This is a genomic window from Rhizobium sp. AN80A (genome assembly GCF_030053015.1).
Classification (GTDB): Bacteria; Pseudomonadota; Alphaproteobacteria; order Rhizobiales; family Rhizobiaceae; genus Rhizobium; species Rhizobium metallidurans.
In genome coordinates, this window is the sequence record NZ_JASJPX010000002.1 from 1,005,782 (window position 1) to 1,026,693 (window position 20,912).

General features: G+C 56.7%; 15 protein-coding genes. 2 read left to right on the plus strand and 13 right to left on the minus strand.

Features of this window, described 5'->3' with window-relative positions; translation table 11 throughout:
• Nucleotides 1-483: 483 nt before the first annotated feature.
• The 4 genes from P3R82_RS11400 to P3R82_RS11415 form a co-directional block, all read right to left on the minus strand.
• Nucleotides 484-762 (minus strand): HU family DNA-binding protein, encoded by a 279-nt coding sequence (locus tag P3R82_RS11400; protein WP_112950130.1) that lies wholly within the window; start codon nucleotides 760-762, stop codon nucleotides 484-486.
• Nucleotides 763-1,012: 250 nt separating this feature from the next.
• Nucleotides 1,013-1,495, minus strand: coding sequence for a CBS domain-containing protein (locus P3R82_RS11405; RefSeq protein ID WP_283193890.1), 483 nt, complete (start codon nucleotides 1,493-1,495; stop codon nucleotides 1,013-1,015).
• Nucleotides 1,496-1,741: 246 nt separating this feature from the next.
• A complete protein-coding gene (locus P3R82_RS11410; RefSeq protein WP_283193891.1) occupies nucleotides 1,742-3,352 on the minus strand; it encodes a DHA2 family efflux MFS transporter permease subunit in 1,611 nt (536 codons plus the stop codon).
• A 1-nt stretch (nucleotide 3,353) separates the two neighbouring features.
• Entirely contained in the window at nucleotides 3,354-4,511 is a 1,158-nt protein-coding gene (locus P3R82_RS11415) for an HlyD family secretion protein (RefSeq protein WP_283193892.1), read from the minus strand.
• Between the two features lie 473 nt (nucleotides 4,512-4,984).
• On the opposite strand from P3R82_RS11415, the gene P3R82_RS11420 reads away from it, so the two are divergent.
• Together P3R82_RS11420 and P3R82_RS11425 are read left to right on the plus strand one after the other, a co-directional pair.
• Nucleotides 4,985-6,112: a PAS domain-containing protein gene (locus P3R82_RS11420; RefSeq protein WP_112950133.1), complete on the plus strand. Its 1,128-nt coding sequence runs from the start codon at nucleotides 4,985-4,987 to the stop codon at nucleotides 6,110-6,112.
• Nucleotides 6,109-6,543: a response regulator gene (locus P3R82_RS11425; protein WP_111565282.1), complete on the plus strand. Its 435-nt coding sequence runs from the start codon at nucleotides 6,109-6,111 to the stop codon at nucleotides 6,541-6,543. The genes P3R82_RS11420 and P3R82_RS11425 overlap by 4 nt, the downstream gene beginning before the upstream one ends.
• A 681-nt stretch (nucleotides 6,544-7,224) precedes the next feature.
• Here P3R82_RS11425 and P3R82_RS11430 read toward each other — a convergent pair.
• From P3R82_RS11430 to P3R82_RS11470, 9 genes are all read right to left on the minus strand, one after another.
• Complete coding sequence (locus tag P3R82_RS11430; RefSeq protein ID WP_283193893.1) at nucleotides 7,225-7,932, minus strand: Crp/Fnr family transcriptional regulator; 708 nt, start codon at nucleotides 7,930-7,932, stop codon at nucleotides 7,225-7,227.
• Between the two features lie 819 nt (nucleotides 7,933-8,751).
• A complete protein-coding gene (gene htpG / locus P3R82_RS11435) occupies nucleotides 8,752-10,644 on the minus strand; it encodes a molecular chaperone HtpG (RefSeq protein ID WP_112950151.1) in 1,893 nt (630 codons plus the stop codon).
• A 475-nt stretch (nucleotides 10,645-11,119) separates the two neighbouring features.
• On the minus strand, nucleotides 11,120-13,258 hold the full coding sequence (locus P3R82_RS11440) for a histidine kinase dimerization/phosphoacceptor domain -containing protein (protein WP_283193894.1): 2,139 nt from the start codon (nucleotides 13,256-13,258) through the stop codon (nucleotides 11,120-11,122).
• Between the two features lie 579 nt (nucleotides 13,259-13,837).
• The gene (locus P3R82_RS11445; RefSeq protein WP_112437093.1) at nucleotides 13,838-14,821 is read right to left on the minus strand and encodes a PAS domain S-box protein; all 984 of its coding nucleotides are present in this window, start codon (nucleotides 14,819-14,821) and stop codon (nucleotides 13,838-13,840) included.
• Nucleotides 14,822-14,929: 108 nt separating this feature from the next.
• Nucleotides 14,930-16,012, minus strand: a complete 1,083-nt coding sequence (locus tag P3R82_RS11450) for a response regulator (RefSeq protein ID WP_111564717.1) — start codon at nucleotides 16,010-16,012, stop codon at nucleotides 14,930-14,932.
• A 7-nt stretch (nucleotides 16,013-16,019) separates the two neighbouring features.
• On the minus strand, nucleotides 16,020-16,583 hold the full coding sequence (locus P3R82_RS11455; protein ID WP_112437091.1) for a chemotaxis protein CheB: 564 nt from the start codon (nucleotides 16,581-16,583) through the stop codon (nucleotides 16,020-16,022).
• A complete protein-coding gene (locus P3R82_RS11460) occupies nucleotides 16,583-17,422 on the minus strand; it encodes a CheR family methyltransferase (protein WP_111564813.1) in 840 nt (279 codons plus the stop codon). The genes P3R82_RS11455 and P3R82_RS11460 overlap by 1 nt, the downstream gene beginning before the upstream one ends.
• Complete coding sequence (locus P3R82_RS11465; RefSeq protein WP_283193895.1) at nucleotides 17,419-17,721, minus strand: response regulator; 303 nt, start codon at nucleotides 17,719-17,721, stop codon at nucleotides 17,419-17,421. The genes P3R82_RS11460 and P3R82_RS11465 overlap by 4 nt, the downstream gene beginning before the upstream one ends.
• Nucleotides 17,712-20,828, minus strand: a complete 3,117-nt coding sequence (locus tag P3R82_RS11470) for a CHASE3 domain-containing protein (protein WP_283193896.1) — start codon at nucleotides 20,826-20,828, stop codon at nucleotides 17,712-17,714. The genes P3R82_RS11465 and P3R82_RS11470 overlap by 10 nt, the downstream gene beginning before the upstream one ends.
• Nucleotides 20,829-20,912 lie beyond the last annotated feature (84 nt).

Consider the following 20,912-nt stretch of genomic DNA (forward strand, 5'->3'; position numbering starts at 1 on the left):
GTAAAAAGCCAGTCGAACCGTGATCAATCCTCGACTGTCCGACCCGTTGCCTTGCAATGCGCGGAGTGAGGGTGCCGTGTTGAGACGCAGTCCATATTGATGGAACCTCGGGCGGATAAAGCCGTTCTACATCTGAATTACGAAGTAACAAGCCGCAGCGCCGGATGATTTGCAAACCTTAGTAAAGCATGCACCCGACCTGTCTGAACAAGGCGTACACTGCAATGACGAACAATTCCGACGACTTTGTCAGTTCGACATCCGACGTCGCTCGCGCATACGGAGTGTCAGAGGCGCAAGCGGAGCGTCTTGTTAGCCGCTTCAGCCGTTCCTGGAGCGAGTTGGACATGCTTCTGACCGCCAATGGAAGGACAAGAAAGCACCGAGTCAGCGAGGTGGAGACGCCTTCCGCCAAAGCGCCCTACGGGATCGATTAGATCCTTTCCACCCGCCGTCTGGATCGTTTGCGGCTACGGTCCGTGCCTACTTGTTGAGAGCGTCCTTGAGGGCCTTGGCCGGTTGAAAGGCTAACTTCCGGGCGGCCGCGACCTTGATGGTCGCACCGGTTGAGGGATTGCGGGCTTCACGCTCAGGCGTATCCTTGACCTTAAACTTTCCAAATCCGGGAATTGATGTTTCGGCATTCGACGATGCCGCCTCGGTGATAGCGGCAAAGACAGATTCGACGATTGACTTGCCCTGAACCTTGGTCAATCCATGCGCTGCGGCAATCTTTTCGGCGATTTCATTGGTCGTGGTCATTTGTTGGTCCCTTTTTAAGAAAAGGAACCCTTCCACTTTGATCGAGCCTTGTCATTCCATCGAAGTGTGAAAGCGCCCGGAATCCCTGCTTTTCCACAAGATCAGGACTGCGTCCCTGAAGTATCGCAAATGCGGCGAGGCGCAACGCCCGCGCCGGCCCAGTTCCCGTGGCATTTGCGTCAGAGTCGCGAGGTAGGCCCAATTTAGTGCTGCCCTTGAGACAATGGATGTCGCGGATGTAATGCCTTGGCTAGTCCGTCGGCTCAAGCAGGTCGTCTAGTTTCTCGACGACGGCCCGAATGACATCGGCACGGCTGACGATGCCTACCAGGACGCCGTCACGGAGTATAAGAACGCGCTTGATTTTTTCTTTCATCATCAGATCGGACAGATCTGAGAGTGAGGCGTTCTCGTGACTGGAAATGACCGTTGGGTGCATGATTTCGCTAACGCGCTGTTGATTGAGGCGGATCTCGGCAAGGAACTCTGGCGCCAGAGTCTCGCCTTCCGCCAGCAAGCGTAACCATTGAGCTCGCTTACTTTGAAAGTGAGAGCCAAAATGATGCATGACATCGCCCTCGCTCACCACACCCAGCGGCTTGTTATCGGGATCAACAACGGGTACTGCGGCAACATGATGCGATAACATGCAACGGGCGGCCTCTGCGACCGTCGTCTCCGGCGAGACCGTGAATACGTCCGTTCTCATCACGGACTTAGCGGGAATCGTCATCTGCATACCTCCAACCAAAGGTGAAAGCCTGCAGAATACTGGAATATGGGTGGATCGCTTTGAGGCAGCGCAATTTGATGACACGCTCGCAGCCAATCAAGCGCAGGTTGTTAGGACGACCAAGGGACCCTTAATCTCGCTGCGATTGGTTGTTGCGCTTGCCCCCAGCCCCCGCGCTGTTTCCGTTAGGCCAACCCAATCACAGCTAATCGCTTTTTAGGCACAGTCAACTGGCCTCGGGACAGGTCAATGGCCCGTGGATTCCGTTGCCTGTTTGAGGTCGATTCGCCGCAAAATGAGTGCGAGCGGCACCATTAGCGCCGAAATGACCATCAGCACCTTAAAGACGTCTATGTAGGCAAGGTAGCTCGCCTGTGCCTGGACCTGCGATGCCACCCACGCGGTAGCGCGGGAATGCGCCTCCAGGACGCTCGACCCGCGCTCAACAAAGAACTGGGTGGCATGGTCGAAGCCGCTGACGTAACCAGGGTCTGACGGAACAATGCTCTCGACCAGCCTGCTCTGATGCCACTGCTCTCGGTGCGCGAGCACATTTGAAGCGATGGAGACGCCGATCGACCCTCCAGTATTTCGTGCCGCGTTGATTAGAGCGGAAGCTTGATCTGTCTGATCAGGCCTCAATCCATCGTAAGAAGCCGCGGTGATCGGGATAAAAATCAGGGGTAGACCGAGCCCGAGGTAAAGACGGGACCAGACGAAAAAGCCAAAGTTTAAATCAGCGTTAAGCCTTGTCATGTCCCACATCGCGAGCGCGATAATGCTCATTCCGACCGCTATGAGATATTTTGGCTGGACCATGGAGGTGAGCCGGCCGGCGGCGAACATCATGAACATTGTTACAAGTCCGCCTGGCGACAGCGCGAGGCCCGCCCAGGTTGCCGTGTAACCGAAGTTTGTCTGCAGCACCTGCGGCACGAACTGCGTCGTGGCTATCAAGATAGCACCGGTAGCTAACATAACGATTGCGCAGGCACCGAACTGCCGACTTGCCAATAGCCGCAGGTCGATAACGGGATTGGTCCTCGTTAGAAGCCATGGAATAGCGATGCAAAGCGCTAGTCCTGAAATGACCGAGGTCGTTATGACAAAACTGGAGTCGAACCAATCTTCCGTTTGACCGCGATCGAGCACCAATTCCAGCGCCCCGAGAAACGTGGCGACAAGTAGGAATCCAGTTATGTCAAAACGCGCGCCTGTCTCGCGCATCCGAGCACGTTCCTCCCTTAGCGTCTCCGGCTCCTTCACCAGCGCATAAACGAGGAAGAAGGCGAGGACGCCCACTGGACCATTGATGAGGAAGCACCAGTGCCAGGAAAAATTATCGGAGAGATATCCTCCGAGCGTGGGGCCGATCACAGGCGCGACAACGACGGCAACGCCAAACATCGCGAATGCCTGGCCCCGTTTGGAGGGTGGGAAGGAATCGGCGAGGATTGACTGTGAGATTGGCACCATTCCGCCACCCGCGAAACCCTGGATCATCCGGAAGATCAAAAGAGACTCTAGATTCCAGGAAAGACCGCAGCAGATAGAGGATACCGTGAAGGTGGCAAGACAAAGGAGATAAAAACGCCGGCGGCCATAGCGCTTCGCGATAAAGCTCGACGCCACGAGAATGATCGCGTTCGAGACGAGGTAAGTCGTGATCACCCATGACGCTTCGTCCGCGCTGACCGCTAACCCTCCTGAAATATAGCGCAAGGCCACGTTGGCGATCGTGGTGTCGAGAACCTCCATGAAGGTCGCTATCGACACGACCACGGCGATAAGCCATGGATTGGGGGCGCCCAAAGCGGCCGTAGGCAAGCTCGCGGTAGGTGTGGCGTTGCCGGCCATCTCAGCTCCTCGGCCGAACTGTTACTGTTGGAACCACCGACATACCTGGGCCTATGGCGATATCCTTCGGCCAATCATCCACCACGATTTTCACGGGAACGCGTTGGGTAACCTTCACGTAATTGCCGGTCGCGTTCTCGGCTGGAAGCAAGGAGAAGGCAGTACCCGAACCAGGCTGAACGGAATCGACCTTGCCCTTCAAGACATGATCCGGATAAGCGTCGATGGTGAGATCAACCGGCTGGCCCGGGCGCATGTCAGCCAATTGCGTCTCCTTGAAATTGGCGGTCACCCAAACCTCCTCCGGGACAAACATGGCGATCGCCTGACCGGCCTGGATGTACTGGCCCCTGGAACCGCTCAGCTTGACCACTCGACCTGGTTGAGCAGCCGTGATCGTCGTGTAATCCAGGTTTTGCGTCGCGGCCTCTGCCTGCGCCTCGGCCTGTTGTAAACTCGCGATCGCGCTAGCTTTTTGCGCTTCAGCGGATGCTTGATTCTTAACGGCAGAGGTTACGCCTGCCTGCGATTGCGCGTAGCTAGCTTGACCTTGGCGAAGGGTCGAGGCTGCTTGCTGAGCGGCCTGCTCGGACCCGGCCCCGCTCTTAACGAGTTCCTGCTGGCGCTCGTTCTCGTCCTGGGCATATTGAAGCGCGGCCGCGCTGGAGGCCTGTTGAGCCCTGGCTTCGTCGATCGCCGCGCCTGCCGCCGCGATCTGCGCGTTGGCGCTTGAGACGGCGGCCTTGGCAACGCCTATCTGGCCGATCGCTTGGTCAAGTGCGATTTGATAGTCGCGCGGATCGATCTTGGCAATGACGGAACCCGTGTCGAGGTGCTTGTTATCGCTCACGGGCACGTCAGCGATATAGCCGGAGACCTTGGCGGCAACGGAGAAACTCCGCGCGTCGACGAAGGCATCATCGGTACTTTCATATGGATGGAAATAGACGAGCCAGACGAAATACCCGAACACCGCCAGCACGACGAGCGCCAATACGATCGAGAGGATTGCGAGCGGATGGCGATGAATTATCGATGACTTCGTTCTTCCAGAGCTCTCCCGCTCCCCTGGGCCGACGCTCGCTATTTCCGGTTTCGCTCGCTTTTCCCGCTGTTCTTCTTCATCCAGTTGCGATTTGTTGCGCTCGGTCTGGGTCACGGCAGCTCTCGGTTTGAGGGTGGAACAGCCCGGAAAACGCGGGGCTCCCCCATTCGGTTCCTAAGGATCCACGATCAAGAAGACCTGTGACCAGCTCGGAATTGAAAGTGCAGGCTCGACTATGAGTCAACGTAAGCAGGAGGAACTCACCGGAATGCAATATAGACGTGTGCGCATGCCACCTGTCTTATGGCGACGCGATGTTGTCGGGACGACCGGCTGCATAGCACCCGCTCTTCACGAACCATGATCGATGTCGACGTTCTAGAGACGACACGGAGGAATGACATGGGACCGGAAGCGCCGGCCCATGTTTGAGCGCCATCAGGTACCATCGAGGTACTCGCTGGACCAATATATGATTCCTGCCCTTTAAAACTCGAGCGTTCTTCCCATCTCGTCTTGAGAGTTGAGGCATTTGGAGCTATCCGAATTTTTGATCATTCGTCGTTTAACCGCAAGACCAAGAGATTATGCCAGACAACGAACAGAGACGATCTGACGCGCAGGATGCAGGCGAACGGTTGGTTGCGCGACACGTGCGCGAGGATCCTTTCGCCGCGGCGTTCAAAGCCACACGAATGCCGATGATTGTCACGGACCCAAATCAGAATGACAATCCGATCATCTTCTGCAACACGGCGTTTGAAAAGCTAACCGGTTACTCAAGCCGCGAAGTTGTGGGGCGCAATTGTCGGTTTTTGCAAGGAGAAGAAACTAATAGCGAAACCGTGGGTCGTATACGCGATGCAATCGCCGCAGGTTCGGACATCGCGGTTGATATTTTAAACTACAAGAAGGATGGCACCTCGTTTTGGAACGCGCTTTTTCTGTCTCCAGTGCGTGATGACAGGGACAAGATCATCTATTTCTTCGCTTCTCAACTAGACTTCACGAACGTCAAGAGCCGTGAGGCCGACCTAGCGGCTGCTCGCCACAGGGCGGAAGAAGAGGTCGCCAAACATACAGAGAAACTGGAAGCCGCGCTGGCAGCAAAGACGCTGCTCGTGCATGAAGTCGACCATCGAGTTAAGAATAATCTTCTTACCATGGCCTCGATCGTGAAGTTGCAAGCTCGAAAGACTAAAAACGAGGATCACAAACAGGTGCTAATGTCGGTGCTAAACCGGATTGAGGCCTTAAGCACGGTGCAGCGTAAGCTTTTCACGCTTGAGGATGTCTCTCGGTTCGACATCGCCGATGTCGCAAGGGAGATGGTAACGGATCTGGTTGGCGCTACCAGTCGGGAAGACATCCGACTAACGCTTGACCTTCACCCTGTTTATGTACCCGCCGTGAAAGCCACCCCCCTTTCCCTCATCGTGAACGAATTGGTTGGGGACGCGATAAAACGAGGACTGAGCGACGGCGGTGGCGACATCCATGTAGTGATTAAAAGACTGAACGGTCATTTCTTGATACGGGTGGAAGATACCTCCGTCCCGGTCGACGTTGATGACGAGACCACTGAAATTGGTCGTATTTTGCTTGAGAACTCGGCAAAGCAAGTGGGCGCCAAAATCGAGAAGAGGGTCGAAGGGCACCGAACGACAGTTGATGTCACATTACTGGTGGAAGCACCGCAGGAGAATGATTCTTGAAAGTACTCATCGTTGAAGACGAAATGCTCCTGGCGATGGAGCTAGAGAGTGAAGTTGAACTGGCGGGTCATCACGTAACGGCAACCGCGATGTCAAGAAGCCAGGCACGGGAAGCTGTGTCGATAGAACGACCCGAATTCGCATTCGTCGACATTCAGCTTCAGGATGGCCCAACCGGGATAGATGTCGGCCGCGATCTAGCGGACGAGGGCATCCCATTTGTTTTTGTGAGCGGTAACATCAAAAAGATTCCCGATGACTTCGTGGGAGCTCTAGGGGCCATCGAGAAGCCTTACACGGTCGCCGGAATGAAGAGCGCTATCGCTTACATTTCAGGGGTGATCGAGGGGCGGTCCGATCTTCCACTTCCCGCTAGTCTTGTGCTCGCCGAAGACGTCGAAATCATTCGCGGGGGGTATCGCGTATCATAGGACGTCATTGTCAATGCGCCGGCGGTTTGGGCTAGGCGGATGGACGCGCATGTGGAGCGCCATGCCTCCCAAATAGCGTTTGGCTGCTGCACTATCACGGTCGCAAACGGCCAGTTCCCCCAGTAGCGGATCTTCCGCTGACTGGGGGATATTAACGGTGCTGGCCTTTTTAATCCACTTGGATAGCGATCTTCGCTCTAAAGCATTTCGCGGAGGCAACCGTCGTCCGCCTCGCGCGGCAGATCAAGCGCGTTGCGACGGCAGCGGACATAGCAGCGTTGGGACATTTGCTCTGTCGCACCTCGAGTAACTCGAAAGGTTCTAACGAGCGATCTGCAACTATTCTGATACATGCGCTAATATCGATCGGGGGCAGTTACAGCGCGCTAATCCATGACATTGCCAATACACTGCCATCATGCAGGCATCACCCGAGGCCTGGCACGAACCGATCGAACTCTGTGGCGAAGACCGCGTTCTCGGCGCTGGTTTTTTCTAACACACCGATTATTTTCGTAACAAAGCATGCTAGCTTATCACGACTTATCACGTCGTTTGCATCCCCGGGTCGGGGAGCAAAGCACTTGATAGAGCACATGGTGTGAAGCCCAGATGCTCGCCCATTGCCGCCTGCACCGCCGATGTTTTATATTTCAAACCTCGATCTAGCGGTGCGCGGATCTACCGATCACCAATCAGCCTCTCGAATTCATGCTCGGGAACGCCGTAACAACCACGGCTGAATCGCTCCAGTCCCTTACGGTTGACGACAGCGACGATGCCCCGGCTTGAACGGATCAGTCGCTCGCCCTCCAAGACATGCAGTGCGTTCGTCACGCTTGGACGACGCGTTGATAAGAGCATTGCAATATACTCATGAGTAATCTCCAGGGTGTCGTGACCGATCCTATCTTGACACATGAGAATCCATCTCGCGAGGCGCTGGTCGATTGTGAAACGTGCGTTGGCGAGAGCCGTAAACGCTACTTGCACAGCGAACACATGCATATACTTGACGAACGGGACATGCAGGCTTGCGCTCTTTAACATAAGTTCCGCTATCATACGAATTGGCATTCGATAACCGGCTCCTCCCACCTTCATTTCGATATCGTAAGGCACAAGGTTGTCACCAATTATGGTAGATGTGGGTACGAAGCCTTCAACGCCGAACATACCCGCCTCGGAACTTTCTCCGTTTGGTGTTAAGCTCATCACTGCACCGATACCCGATTCAGGAAAATATAAATAATCAAGTGGTTGACCAGGCGAAGCAACCTTGAATCTATTGGGCATCGGCACGAGATCAAGGTGCGGGGCCACGAGGCTGAAGTCGTCGTCACTGAGCGCCTTGAGGATACGATTGCGCACGCCTGTTTTCTCTATCAACCTTGTCGCTCCTCAATCTTGTTTGGAGCGCTCACGCTGAGCTACTGACCAAAACCCCATGAAATGTAGAGAGGGCCAAAGGCTGGTCAAGCCGATTAACGGGACGGAGCTCATAGCGCGAAACGTAATATGTTTTTCGAGCCATCCCGACCGCATTAATCTTGAGACTGGCAACTTGTTCATACAGATGCCGACTACAAGTCGGCGAAAGAACTGTTCGTCACGGCCGGCTTTTCGGGCTGCGCAGGAAGCAGGCGGTCTTTCACCAAAGCGGCGGTGACGGTCAATATGCCGCGACGAGCGACCAACAAATTTCGGTGATCTGTTGATGTGGGGTTATTCAACATCAGAAAGTGTCCGGGAGTTTTACGATCTGGTGGTCGTCATGCTGTTAGACAAGCGTCATGGAGATGATCACATAGAGGTATTTCGTCTGAGGCGTTCGAAAAGCCTTGCTGCCTTCTTGATGTGGCAAGGCACCACTCATGACATGCCGTGGACGCCGTCCGCACACGAAGCTTGGCCTTTCACGTGGTATCGCGAAAATGAGCCACCTCGAAGTGAAGCAAGAGCTGGGGGACGCCACGACAATGGAGGGCTGCGCGGTACTCCAGCACCATGTCCGCTTGAGACAGAACCATCAGGGGCGGCAGTGTCGTTCGAGGGAAGTAGGTGTCTTCCTGGAGCTACTTTACCCCCTGCCGCCGTAATCGGTGCAACCCGACTGAAACTTTTAGGGTAATGCCGATCGTAGGGAGAGCGCGAGATCTAACCGAGCGACTTTCGGCGAGGCGGCGTCAGGCTACCTCGCCGATTTCCTCACTTGTCGCGTTTCATCGCGAGCGCGAACATTCTGGCTTGCCGCTCAGCGAAAGCGCGCGGGTTGGCAGGCTTGTCTCCGTCTAGAATGCGCGCTTCGTCAAGCAAAAGCCACGCGGCATCCTCGCGAAAGGCTTGATCGCGCATTGACGCGACATCCAAGATAAGCTCGCTCCGCGCGTTTATCTCCAATATTGGTTTCGACGCCGTTTGCAGCCTGCCGGCGCCTTGTAGGAGTTTTTCGAGTTGGCGATCCGGACCATTCTCCGGCGCGACAAGGCATACCGCGCTCTCGGTCAACCTGCCTGAAACACGCACGTCTGCAACCTCCTCACCAAGAAGGCCTCGCGCGAAATCGATAAAGGCGGTCACCTCGGGAGACGATTGTTGGTCGCCCTCCCCGCTGTTTTCGCCGCTGGCGACGGCGTTGAGATCGGCAAGACCCTGAGTTACGGATTTAAAGGGCTTGCCTTCGAATTCCGCGACATTGGTCGGCCAAAAATTATCCACGCCGTCGGTTAGCAGTAAAACTTCTATACCCTTCGCCTGGAAACCCTCAAGGTGCGGCGAAGACCGCAACTGCTCCAAATTAGAGCCGCTGATGTAATAGATGGCGGACTGTCCTTCCCTCATCGCGCTCACATAATCGGCCAAGCCGCGCGTCGCCTCGTTCGACACGGTGCTTTGGAAGCGCGCCAGCTTGAGCAACTGCGAGCGCCGTTCGAAATCCTCATAGATGCCTTCCTTGATCGTCGCGCCAAAAAGATCCCAAAACTTGGAAAACCTATCGGCATCGCTCTCGGCCATCTTTTCCAGCGCGGAGAGGATTCGGCTCGTCACGCCCTTTTTTATGGCGGCAAGGACCGGGCTTTCCTGGATCATCTCGCGGGAGATGTTAAGTGGTAGATCCGGGGTATCGACGATACCACGAACGAACCGCAGGTAGCGCGGCACCAAATCGGCCTCATCGGTTATGAAGACGCGCTTCACATAGAGCTTTATCCGACCCTGTCGGTCTAGGTCGAAGAGGTCAAATGGCTGAGAGCCTGGGACAAAAACGAGCGTCGTATACTCGTACCGGCCTTCAGCGCGGAAATGCACGTTACTCAATGGCTCGTCATACTGACCCGAAACGCCACGATAAAAATCGAGATAGTCCTGTTCGGATATGTCGCTTTTTTGCTTGGTCCAGAGCGCGGCGCCATCTGACAACTGTAATGGCTCGGCGCCATCCTTCTCGATTAGGCGGATAGGGACGGGGACATGTCCAGATTGATCACGGATAATCTTCTCGACCGTCCATTTGCTTGAATATTTCTTGGCTTCCTCCATGAGATGTAGCACGACACGCGTGCCGCGGGCTGGGGCTTGTCCGGGGTCGACCGTGACTATGTTATAGCGCCCCTTTCCATCTGATGACCATTTCGAGGCTTCGAACTCTCCGGCGCGGCGCGAGATCACATCGACCTGGTCCGCGACCATGAACGATGAGTAGAAGCCAACTCCAAACTGGCCGATCAATTCCGCCTTTTCTCCAGCCTTGGCCGCTTCTAGTCGATCCATGAAAGCTTTGGTTCCGGAACGCGCGATCGTGCCAAGCGCGTCGACCATCTCTTCACGGCTCATGCCGATGCCGGTGTCCTCAACAATAAGCGTCCGCGCTTCTTCATCGAGTTTCACGAGGATCCCCGGCTCGAGGCCATCGGACGAGAGCCGTGGATTGGAAATCGACTCGTAGCGCAGCTTTTCGCACGCATCCGCGGCGTTGGAAATCAATTCCCGGAGGAATACATCCTTGTCCGAGTAAACCGAATGCACCATCATGTGCAGCAGTCGGCTAACATCGGCTTCAAAAGCGTGTTGCTCGGGCTGCGCTTCTTCAACTGTCGTCATCCTTAACTCCATTCTAAACAGACCGCGGTGAGATGGCTTCTCCTGGAAGAGATTTCAAGCGCTCTCGACCTGGGGAGGAGCGTCAAGAGGTTAATCTTTCTGTTCGGGTCATGTGTGTCGCGCCAGTGGACCGTGGCGCGAAGGCCGCGAAAACTCGCTTTTCAACCGCCACCCGGTTGCATCCAGATCTAGATCCGAATTGAGATCCAAGTCCAACTCCAGCGCTGGGAAGGTCGCCAAGGCTGATCAAACCCAACTTGGGCCAGTCAATGACACGAAGGAGGCCGCGCCACCGTTCGAGCCATGGACGAGGCCATTGCCGTTGCGAAACGTCGGACAATGGCGATGGCTTGACTTGGCTGGGTGGAAAAGGCCTCGACCGCGTGGACTATCAAGCCGGTACACGAGCCTTCCGAGCTAGATCGGTCCGGCGCGCGCATGAGCAAAAACCCCGTGGAACCCACCACCAGACGTTTCAGGGCGTGTCTATTGGCGCGGTCACAACGGTGCGCAAACCTGGTTTATTGTCCTGTTCATCGATGGTTCCTTTAAGCTGATCCACGACGGCAGCGAGCATTCGCTTCCCAAATCCCGACCCGCCGCCCGACTTTTTCCCCGCGCCGTGGTCCATCACGATAAGTCGGAACATCCCGCGGTGTTGCTCGAGAATGACGGAAAGCCGGCCAGGTCGCCCTTCATAGGCGTGCTTCTGCGCGTTGATGACCAGTTCGGTCAGGACAAGACCGACATTCACGGCTCGATCGGTGGAGATCTGCACAGGGGCAAGTTCCAGGTCGAACTGGCGCGCCCACTCGTCGTCCATTGTCGTCTTCATTTCACTCACGAGATCTTCCAGATAGCGCGATAGGTCGACGACCTCGACGCTGTCGTCTCGGTAAAGGCGTCGGTGAACCAGAGCGACCGCGCTGAGCCGTCTGTCAGCTTCTTCAAGCTGGAGCCTGACGGCGTCATCCCCGGAGGTCTTGCCCTGCAATCGCAGAAACGCGGCCACCAGCTGGAGACTGTTTTGAACGCGGTGATTGACCTCCTTCAACAGGAAATCCTTCTGTCGCAGAAGGGTCTCGTTTTCGGCGATGGTCGTGGTCAGTTCGCGATTAAGCTCACGCACCCTCAAGTCGTTCCTGCGCTCGAGCATCAACCGGACGACCCGGCCCGCTGCCTCGACTTCGCCGTGCGACCACGGCCGTGCCTTATGGCGCACCTCCTCCGACCAAGCCTCGAATGACGCGCGCGGTGTGAGTGTGACACCCGGCTCCACGGGGACACCCTTATGGGGGTTGCCCGCCCATTCCAGCACTTCGAGATGTTCCGCGCGAAACCAGATCAGAATTGTCGGGATCTCGGTGGACATTGTCACCGCGAGAAGTCCGCTTGCGCGATCAGCGTAGGCTTCCGCTTCCGGCATCTTGGTCTTGAGGCTGGGCGTCGCGAAAGGCTGCAACGCGGCCGGCCTCCTGATAAAATCCGCTATGGCGCGTATATCGATATTGTCAGGGCATTTGCCGTAGGTAAATAGATCTTGCCCCTGAACGGCCGCGAACCCATCGGAACTTAAAAGGTTGGCGAGCTCGCGTCCGGACCGCTCGAAGAACTCGCTCAGCGAACCGTCAGCGCCGAGCTTGGACAAGACCGTCTCTTCCTGCGATCGAAAACGCAACCGTTCCCGATAGAGTTCGGCCTCCTCCTTGGAACGGATCTGCCGAGCGAGAGACCCGGCGATGGCAAGACAGGCGATCCGGACGTTGAGCGTGATTTCCTTGGGCTCGTGGTGGTGGCAGGCCACCAATCCCCAAAGGACGCCGTCCTTGACAATGGAAATCGACGCGGAGGCGGCGACACCCATGTTCTTCAGATATTGGATATGAACAGGCGACACACTACGAAGCGTGGAATCGCTAAGATCAAGTCCCCTCAAGTCCTCTCGGACGGAGCGAATCGGCGCGGGAATGTAAGAGACATCCGGAATAACGCGGACCTTGTTGCGAACATAGAGGGCCCTCGCCTGTTTGGGAATATCAGTTGCCGGGAAATGGTGGTTAAGGAAGCTTGAAGACCCTTCGTCAAGGCTTTCGCCAACAACCACGCCCGCATCGCCATCAATGAATTGGTAGATCATTACGCGACCATAACCTGTCAGGTCGCGAAACGTGGCCGCCGCCTGCCGGCACAGGCTTTCCACGGTCGGCGCGCGTTCAAATTGGCTTACCGCGGCATCCAGTCCGAAGAGGAAGGGCGCGCTGAGCGTTGGCTCCGGTTCGGCGGCGTCCATCTCAACAACCAAGCGTCCCGCTGATCGGTACGCGATGGCATTGAGGTAGCCACTGGCGCCCTCGACCCGTCCAAGGATGAGCGTAGCGTCTTCCTCGACGCGCGCGGCCTTCGCGACACAGTCGCCGCCGACAAGGTCAATCAATGCGCGTCCAGGCCAGTTTTCCGTTAAACGCCCCTCGATATCTCCAGCCGCGCCGATCACCTTGAGCTCGTTGTTGACAATGAGCATAATGCCATGTGGCTGGATCGAGCCAGGGATGTGGATTGGTTCTAGATCGCAGGACGTTATATCCGCATCGCTCGGCAGAGCATCGTTCAGCAAGATTGTGTTTCCGAATTTCTACCGCGCACGGAAGGCGTGAACCGACAAGGATACCGGAACTTTGCGATCACGTCTTAGCATGCGCTCGGCGCGACGTCCCTTTTTTTCCCGGATTTCGAAATACGGACCAACACATTGCTCATCAAGCCACCTTGTCCCACGCTGGGGTCCGAGAATGACCCTTGGGACGCAGCCTCGGAACCCAAGGCGCGAACGTGGCTTCATTCGAAGATCTAGAATGTCGGAGTTCCACCGTTTGGATGGTATATTCGCAGTGATCCAGAACAGAGCCGAGCCTCAACCGATTTGCGGAGGCGGACCTGCAGCTTCTCGACGCGCGGGAAAAAGTGCGCAGCGGCCTTGCGGCTCCGACATGTTAGAAAAAAAAGGTATAAAGCATGGCAAACGATCCGAAGGATCGCGACACGCTTTAAGTTTGGGAATATGGTGTCCGAGCCGCGCGCAGCCAAAAGTCTCCATCCGTCCCGAGATCTTCTTCAACGGAGACCCGAAGCTGTCAGATACTGGCACTCCGTCTCGGTCAATACAGGGGTAAACAAGATTTCGACGTTGAGGCTGTTAAGGAGGTGCCACTTGGACAGCGGAGAGAGGAGCAATTAGCGTCCACTGAATGAAACCGCCATGCATGCTCCAAGCCGCCTGCCCGGAAAGAGCCGACGGCACGAGTTTGCGGAGTACGAGCGCGCCAAAACCGTTTTCCTGCATCAACAGCTCGGCGTATTCGACCGCCGACTCGGACCATTTTAACTCGAAACGTTGGCCGTTACCGTCCGTTGCGGGCAGTATGCTCCATGTCACCGAGGGGTGCTGGCTTTCAATCGCTCCGAAACGGATTGCGTTTATAGCCAGTTCATGAAGCGCCATGCCTATGTTTAGAACCGCGTTGGCGTCGAGTGTTATGTCCGGGCCAGAGACCTTCACCGTCTGGCTCATCTCGAACGTCTTGAGTTGGTGCGAAACAAGTTGGGCAAGACTTACGCCCGCCCAGTCGACCTGGGAAAGCAGATCGTGAGAGTGGGACAGCGCCATGATCCGCTCACGGATGCGTGCTTCGAATTCCTTTACCGATCCGGCACGCATCGCCGTTTGCCGGACTACCGCGAGCACCACCGCGTATTGGTTTTTAACTCGGTGGTTGACCTCGCGCATCAACAGGTGCAGCCGCCGTTCGCTTTCCTTTGTCTGCGAAATATCCCTGGCGATGCTTGACGAGCCTACAAGTTTCCCGGCTCGGCTTTTGATGGGTGAGATGGTGATCGATACCGGGATTCGCCTGCCGTCACGATGCCGGCGGGCAGTCTCGAAAGTCTCGATGCGTTCACCAAGCTTGAGTTGCTCAAGGATGCGTGCCTCTTCGTCGTGCTTATCGTCAGGAACAAGCAGGTATATCGACTGGCCGACGGCCTCCTGCTCTCGATAGCCGAACATTTGCTCGGCCGCCCTGTTCCAACTGACGATCATTCCTGCAAGATCCTTGCTGATGATCGCATCGAACGACGACTCGACGATGGCCGCAAGACGCTCTTCGGTATGTTTTTTCATGTCTGACGATGCAACTTTTACCGCTGGTGGCTGAGAATCTAGGCAGCTTGTGGTGAGATCAAGTCCAACAAGCTCGTGGCAGGTTGGATATCCATTCCAGGACGCCAGTCATAGCCTGACAAGGGATGGAAGCGGAATGAGGACCCGCAGTCGAAGCCCCTCCTTGGTCCAATCTCGTGAGATCCGCCCGCTTAGGCCTTGAAGCGCCGCCTTCTCGAGGGTCGATCCGAAGCCCTCCCGCTTTGGTTGCCCCTCCAGTCTCATCGCTCCTTCCTCTGACCAATTGATCGATAAGACCTCGCCCTGCGACTCTACCTCGATTTTCAGTTTGCCATCCGGGATCGAAAGCGCCCCATATTTGGCGGCATTGGTTGTGAGTTCATGCAGCAGCAGCGCAAGGGAGGTCAGCGCGCTGCCCGTCAGCGGAGCGTCCGCTCCTGATATCTCGATGCGAGAATCCTGGTCATGCTCATGTGGCGCCACGATCGCGCGAAGGAGCGCGTTCACCGTCGTCGCGATCTCGCTCCCGGCTCCGTCGAGCGCGAGATCCGGCAACGTCAGTTCGTGCGCTCGCGATAGCGCATGCAGTCGGGACCTGAGATCGGCCTCCAGTTCGGCAACGCTTCTCGCGGGCCGGGCACTCAAGGAGATCAATCCGGCGGTCACGCTGAACAGGTTTTTGATGCGATGATTGATTTCCCGCAGCAGCACGTCCTTATGGCCCGCCGCCGCCTTGAGCGCTTCAGCTTGCGATGCAAGCTCGTCACGTTGAACCTTTAATTCGTCACGCTGAGCGGCTAACTGCTGACGTTGGCGGAACAACTCGTAAAAGACCTCCACCTTGCTGCGCAGGACATCCGGTTCGATCGGCTTTTGAATGAAGTCGACCGCGCCGGCCTCATAGCCACGGAAACGACGCTGTCCATCGGTGCTGCCAGCGGTCACGAAGATAATGGGGATGCGCCTGGTGCGTTCGTTGCCACGCATTAGCTCGGCGAGCTCGAAGCCGGTCAAGCCCGGCATCTGGACATCGACGAGGGCGAGGGCGACGTCGTGATGAAGAAGCATTTCCAATGCCTCATCGCCCGATCGAGCCTTCAGTAGAATCAGGTCTTCACGGCGGAGAAGCGCTTCGAGTGAAAGAAGGTTCTCCTCCAGATCGTCGACAAGCAGGAAAGGCACGGCGTCCATTATGTATTCAAACCTTTTTCAAATATTCCGCGATCGACGCAAGCGTCATAATGTGAGCTTCCGGACTTGCCTTGGCGGCCGCGTCCGGCATTAAAGCTGCATAAGCCGTGGCGGGATCCTGGATCAATCCGACGCCACCCGCCTCAACCACCGCCTTCAACCCCTGAGCGCCGTCGCTGTTGGCGCCAGATAGCACGATCGCGACTAGCCTTTCCCTATAGGCATCGGCGGCGGTCTCGAACAAAACATCGACGGACGGACGGGAGAAAAGGACCGGCTCATCGCTTGAAAGAGCAAATGTTTTATCGAGTTCGACGAGTAGATGATAGTCGGGCGGCGCGAAATAGATAGTGCCCGCGCAGATCGGCTCCTTGTCCTCAGCTTCCTTCACGGCCATATGGCATTTGACCGCGAACAGTTCGGCCAAGGCGCTTGGCCTGTTCGGCGGTATGTGGACAACAACGATAATCGGCATCGAGAAATTCGCGGGAAGCAAGGGAAGAATGGCCGAGAGTGCCTCCAGGGCCCCAGCCGATGCTCCAATCACCACGGCGTCAAAACGCCCCGCCATCACCCACCCCGCTTCTGGTAGAGTTTCTCTTCCCTGGAAAGTTCCTCGAAGGAGCCCGCGAGAGCCGAAAACCTCAGGCTTTCCTTCGCACCCAGGCCTAGAAATCCCTTTCGCACCATGGAACCTTCAAACAGCCTTATGGCGCGGTCTTGCAGATCGCGGTCGAAGTAGATCAGGACATTGCGGCAAGAGATGAGATGCATTTCCGCGAAGACGGCATCGGTGACCAGGCTATGATCCGAGAAAACCACGTTGCGCCGCAAGCTTTTGTCAAAGGATGCTCTCCCATAGGCAGCCTGATAATAATCGGACAATGACGATTTACCGCCCGATTTTCGGTGGTTCTCCGTGAACAGTTGCACACGATCGAGGGCGTATACGCCAGCCTCGGCCACGGCGAGCGCCTCCGCGTTGATGTCCGTGGCGTAAAATAAGGTGCGCTCTTCCAGGCCTTCCTCGCGAAAAAGGATTACCATCGAATAGAGCTCCTCGCCGCCGCTGCATCCCGCGATCCATACCTTCAGGGAAGGATACGTCTTCAAGTGCGGAACCACTTTTTCACGAATCGCCTTGAAGAAGCTGGGATCGCGAAACATCTCGCTGACCTGCACGGTCAGGTAGCCCAATAGCTTCGGAAGCAGTGATGGATCGTGCAAGATGCTTTCCTGCATCGCCGAGATCGTGGCAAACCCCAGGGCTTGGCGGGCTTGCCGCAGGCGACGCTTGACCGAGGCCATCGCGTAATTGCGAAAGTCATAATGATAGGTGAGAAACAGTGCCTCCAGAAGCAGCCGGATCTCGATATCCTCGACGTTTCTTGGGTTTTCCGCTTCCGTCATTTCGGCATCCACACCCGTACCAGCGATAGCAATTTCTCCACGTCGAGGGGCTTGGCCATGTAGTCATTCGCTCCGGCTTCAATGCAGCGTTGCTGGTCGTCCGGCATCGCTTTCGCCGTCAGGGTCAGTATCGGCAGCTTTTTCCAGGCGGGATTTTCGCGGATCGCGCGGGTGGCCGTCAGCCCGTCCATCACGGGCATCATCACGTCCATTAGCACGAGGTCGATCATCGCCGCATCCGTTCGTGAGGCCTTCTCGAGCGCGGTGATCGCCTCCTGGCCATTGCGAGCTATTTCCACGATCGCGCCGCGGGCTCGAGAATATTTGTCAAGGCATAGACGTTGCGAACATCGTCCTCCACCACGAGGATACGACGACCCTCCAGGATAGCGTCGCGATTGCGCGCCTTGCGGATCATCTTTTGCTGTTCATGCGGTAACTCGGAGATCACCTGATGCAGGAATAGGCTGACCTCGTCGAGGAGACGTTCGGGCGACTTGGCGCCCTTGATGATGATTGACTTGGAATAACGTCGAAGTCGCTGCTCATCGTCCTGCGATAGGTCCCTTCCGGTGTAAACGATGACCGGCGGGAAGGCGTACGCGCTTTCCTGGCTCAAGGTCTCGAGAAGGGCGTAGCCCGAGGCGTCAGGTAACGATAGATCGAGAACCATGCAGTCGACCGTGCCATCCTTGAGGACCTGCAAGCATTCAGCGGCCGTTCCGACCGTCAGCGTTTCCACCCCGCGCGAGCCGAGAAGTTTCGCCACCGCCTCCCGCTGAACCGGATCGTCCTCGACGATCAGGATACGTCGTACGTCCTGTGCCAATTTTAGCTCGAGCTTCTCTAAAACCTCGACAAGCTGTTCGCGTTTGACCGGCTTGACCGCGTAGCCGACGGCGCCCAGGGATAATGCTGTTTCGCTGTGGTCCTCGGCGGAAATCATATGGATAGGCATATGGCGGGTCTCGACGTCGTGCTTGAGGCGATCAAGAACCGCCAGGCCGGATTGATCGGGCAAGCCGACGTCAAGGATGACCGCGTTTGGTCTGTATTCCTTCGCGAGCCTGAGCGCCTCTTCGGCGGTGCCGGCGACCAAGGCCTGGAAACCCATCTCGCGCGAGAGATCCCTGACGATTGCCGCGAAGGATGCATCGTCCTCAATCACAAGCAGAACGCGTCTTGCGCTATCGAGCGCGGCGCGGTCGTCATCGAGCGCGCGCGTCGCGTGCGACGGAGGTTGCGTCCTGGCCGCTGGCACGACTTCGTTCACGGCGCCCTCGGCCATCGTTGTGTGGCGGGTCAACCCATCTCCCAAGGCAAGCAGGGCCGCCGGATCATGGCTCCGCGGCACAGTGACAGTGAAGGTGCTGCCTTTATCAGGCTGGCTCACCAATTCGATCGAACCACCGAGCAGCCGTACAAGCTGACGCGAGATCGAGAGGCCAAGACCCGTGCCACCATAACGGCGACTGATCGTACTGTCAGCCTGATGGAACGCCTCGAATATGCGCTGCTGCTGATCAGGAGCGATGCCGATACCGGTGTCCGTTACAGCAAACGAAATTCCCCGCGCATCCTGCCCGGTGATCTTGAGAACGACGCTGCCTGACTGGGTGAACTTGATGGCGTTCGACAGCAGGTTCTTGAGTACCTGTTCCAGACGAAGCGGATCGGTCTCGATCGCCGCCGGGACATCCTGGGCAACTTCGATTACAAGATCGAGTTTCTTTTCAGCGGCCACGGGTTGGAAAACCTGCCTCAAATTGTTCGCGAGGCGCTCGATCACGACGGTCTCCGGCCTCATCTCCACATGACCAGCCTCGATCTTCGATAAGTCGAGGATGTCATTGATCAAGTTTAGAAGGTCATTGCCCGATGACTGGATGGTCTGCGCATATTTGACTTGCTCAGCGGTCAGGTTCTCGTCCGGGTTGTCCGCGAGCAACTTCGCGAGGATCAATGACGAGTTGAGTGGCGTCCTGAGCTCGTGAGACATGTTGGCGAGGAAGTCGGACTTGTACTGGCTGGCCTGCTCGAGCTCTCTCGCCTTCAGCTCTACGGACGCGTTGACGCGCTCGAGATTGTCGCGCTGGAACTCGAGTTCCTGCGCCTGCTCTTCCAACTGCGAATTTGTCTGTTCCAGCTCGGCCTGCTGCTGCTCAAGGCGAGTCTGCGATTCTTTCAGCGCACGACCTTGCTCCTCGAGCTCTTCGTTCGATACGCGGAGCTCTTCGCTCTGGGTCTGCAGCTCTTCCGACTGGCGCTGAGTTTCCTCAAGCAGGTCTTGCAGCTCACTTCGGTAGGTGGCGGATCGCACGGCGATCGCGACCGCTTCGGACGCCCGTTCCAGAAGCGTTCGCACACGCGGGTCCATGGGACGCAAAAAGCCAATTTCGATGACGGAGTTAACCTGCCCGTCCACCGAGCCGGGAAAGATTGCGAGATGGCGAGGTTTATCCCTGCCAAGCGCCGAACCAAAAGCCAGATAGCCGTCGGGCACCTCTCCGAAGACCAACGGTTTCCCTTCCGCCGCGGCTTGGCCCAAAAGCCCTTCGCGTAACCGAAAATGGTCTGTAATGGCTGCATTGCCTGGTACGCCAAGGGCGGCGATGCGCTTGAATTTATCCCTGTCTATCGCAAACGCGGCACCAGCTATTCCCCCGACGTAACCTATCAGGAACTCCAGGATGCTGTTGCCTAGCTGATCGAGAGGCTGGTCGCCCATCATGGCGGTCGCCAGTCCAACTTGACCCGATTGCAACCAATCCTCGTGTCGACGCGCCAACGTCGCACGTCGTATCAGCGCGCCGATAACCAAGGTCAGCACCATGCCGACCAGGCCAGACAATATTGTGCTCGTCAGTGCCGTCCGCTGAGCGCCTTTCATATCCGCGATGCGCTGCAGGCGAACCTCTCCCTCACGCTGCGCCATGGCGGAGATCTGTGCCCGAATCGCGTCCATCGCGCTTTTACCGCGATCTGAGTTCACGGCCACCAGTGCCGCCTCCAATCCCTCTTTTCGCCGGACGTCGATCGTTTCCCTCAACTCGGCGAGCTTGGCGTCGACGTGCTGCTTGAGCGTCGCGAGCCGCTCCGACTGGCCAGAATTTTCTGCAGTTAACCGATCTATGTCTTGCAGCTTCGATGGTATCGCCCGCAGAGCGTAATCGAATGGTTCGAGATAGGCCTCGTTGGATGTCAGCAGAAAGCCGCGCTGCCCCGTCTCGGCGTCCTGGACTCGCGACAGTAATTCATCAAGCGCAACGATCGCTACATGCGTCTGCACGATGCGTTGATTGCTCGCCTCCAACGCCTGAAGATTGAGAAAGGCAACGAGACCGCTGATCAAGAAGAAGACGAGCGTGCCGGCCAGCCCGATCGCCACCCCGGGATCGAGGCCCAAGGATCGATCCGACAATTGAGAGGCAGGCCTATTTTTCATCAGAATCTCGCAGCATGGAAGGCAGGTCAGGAACCCTTACTCGCG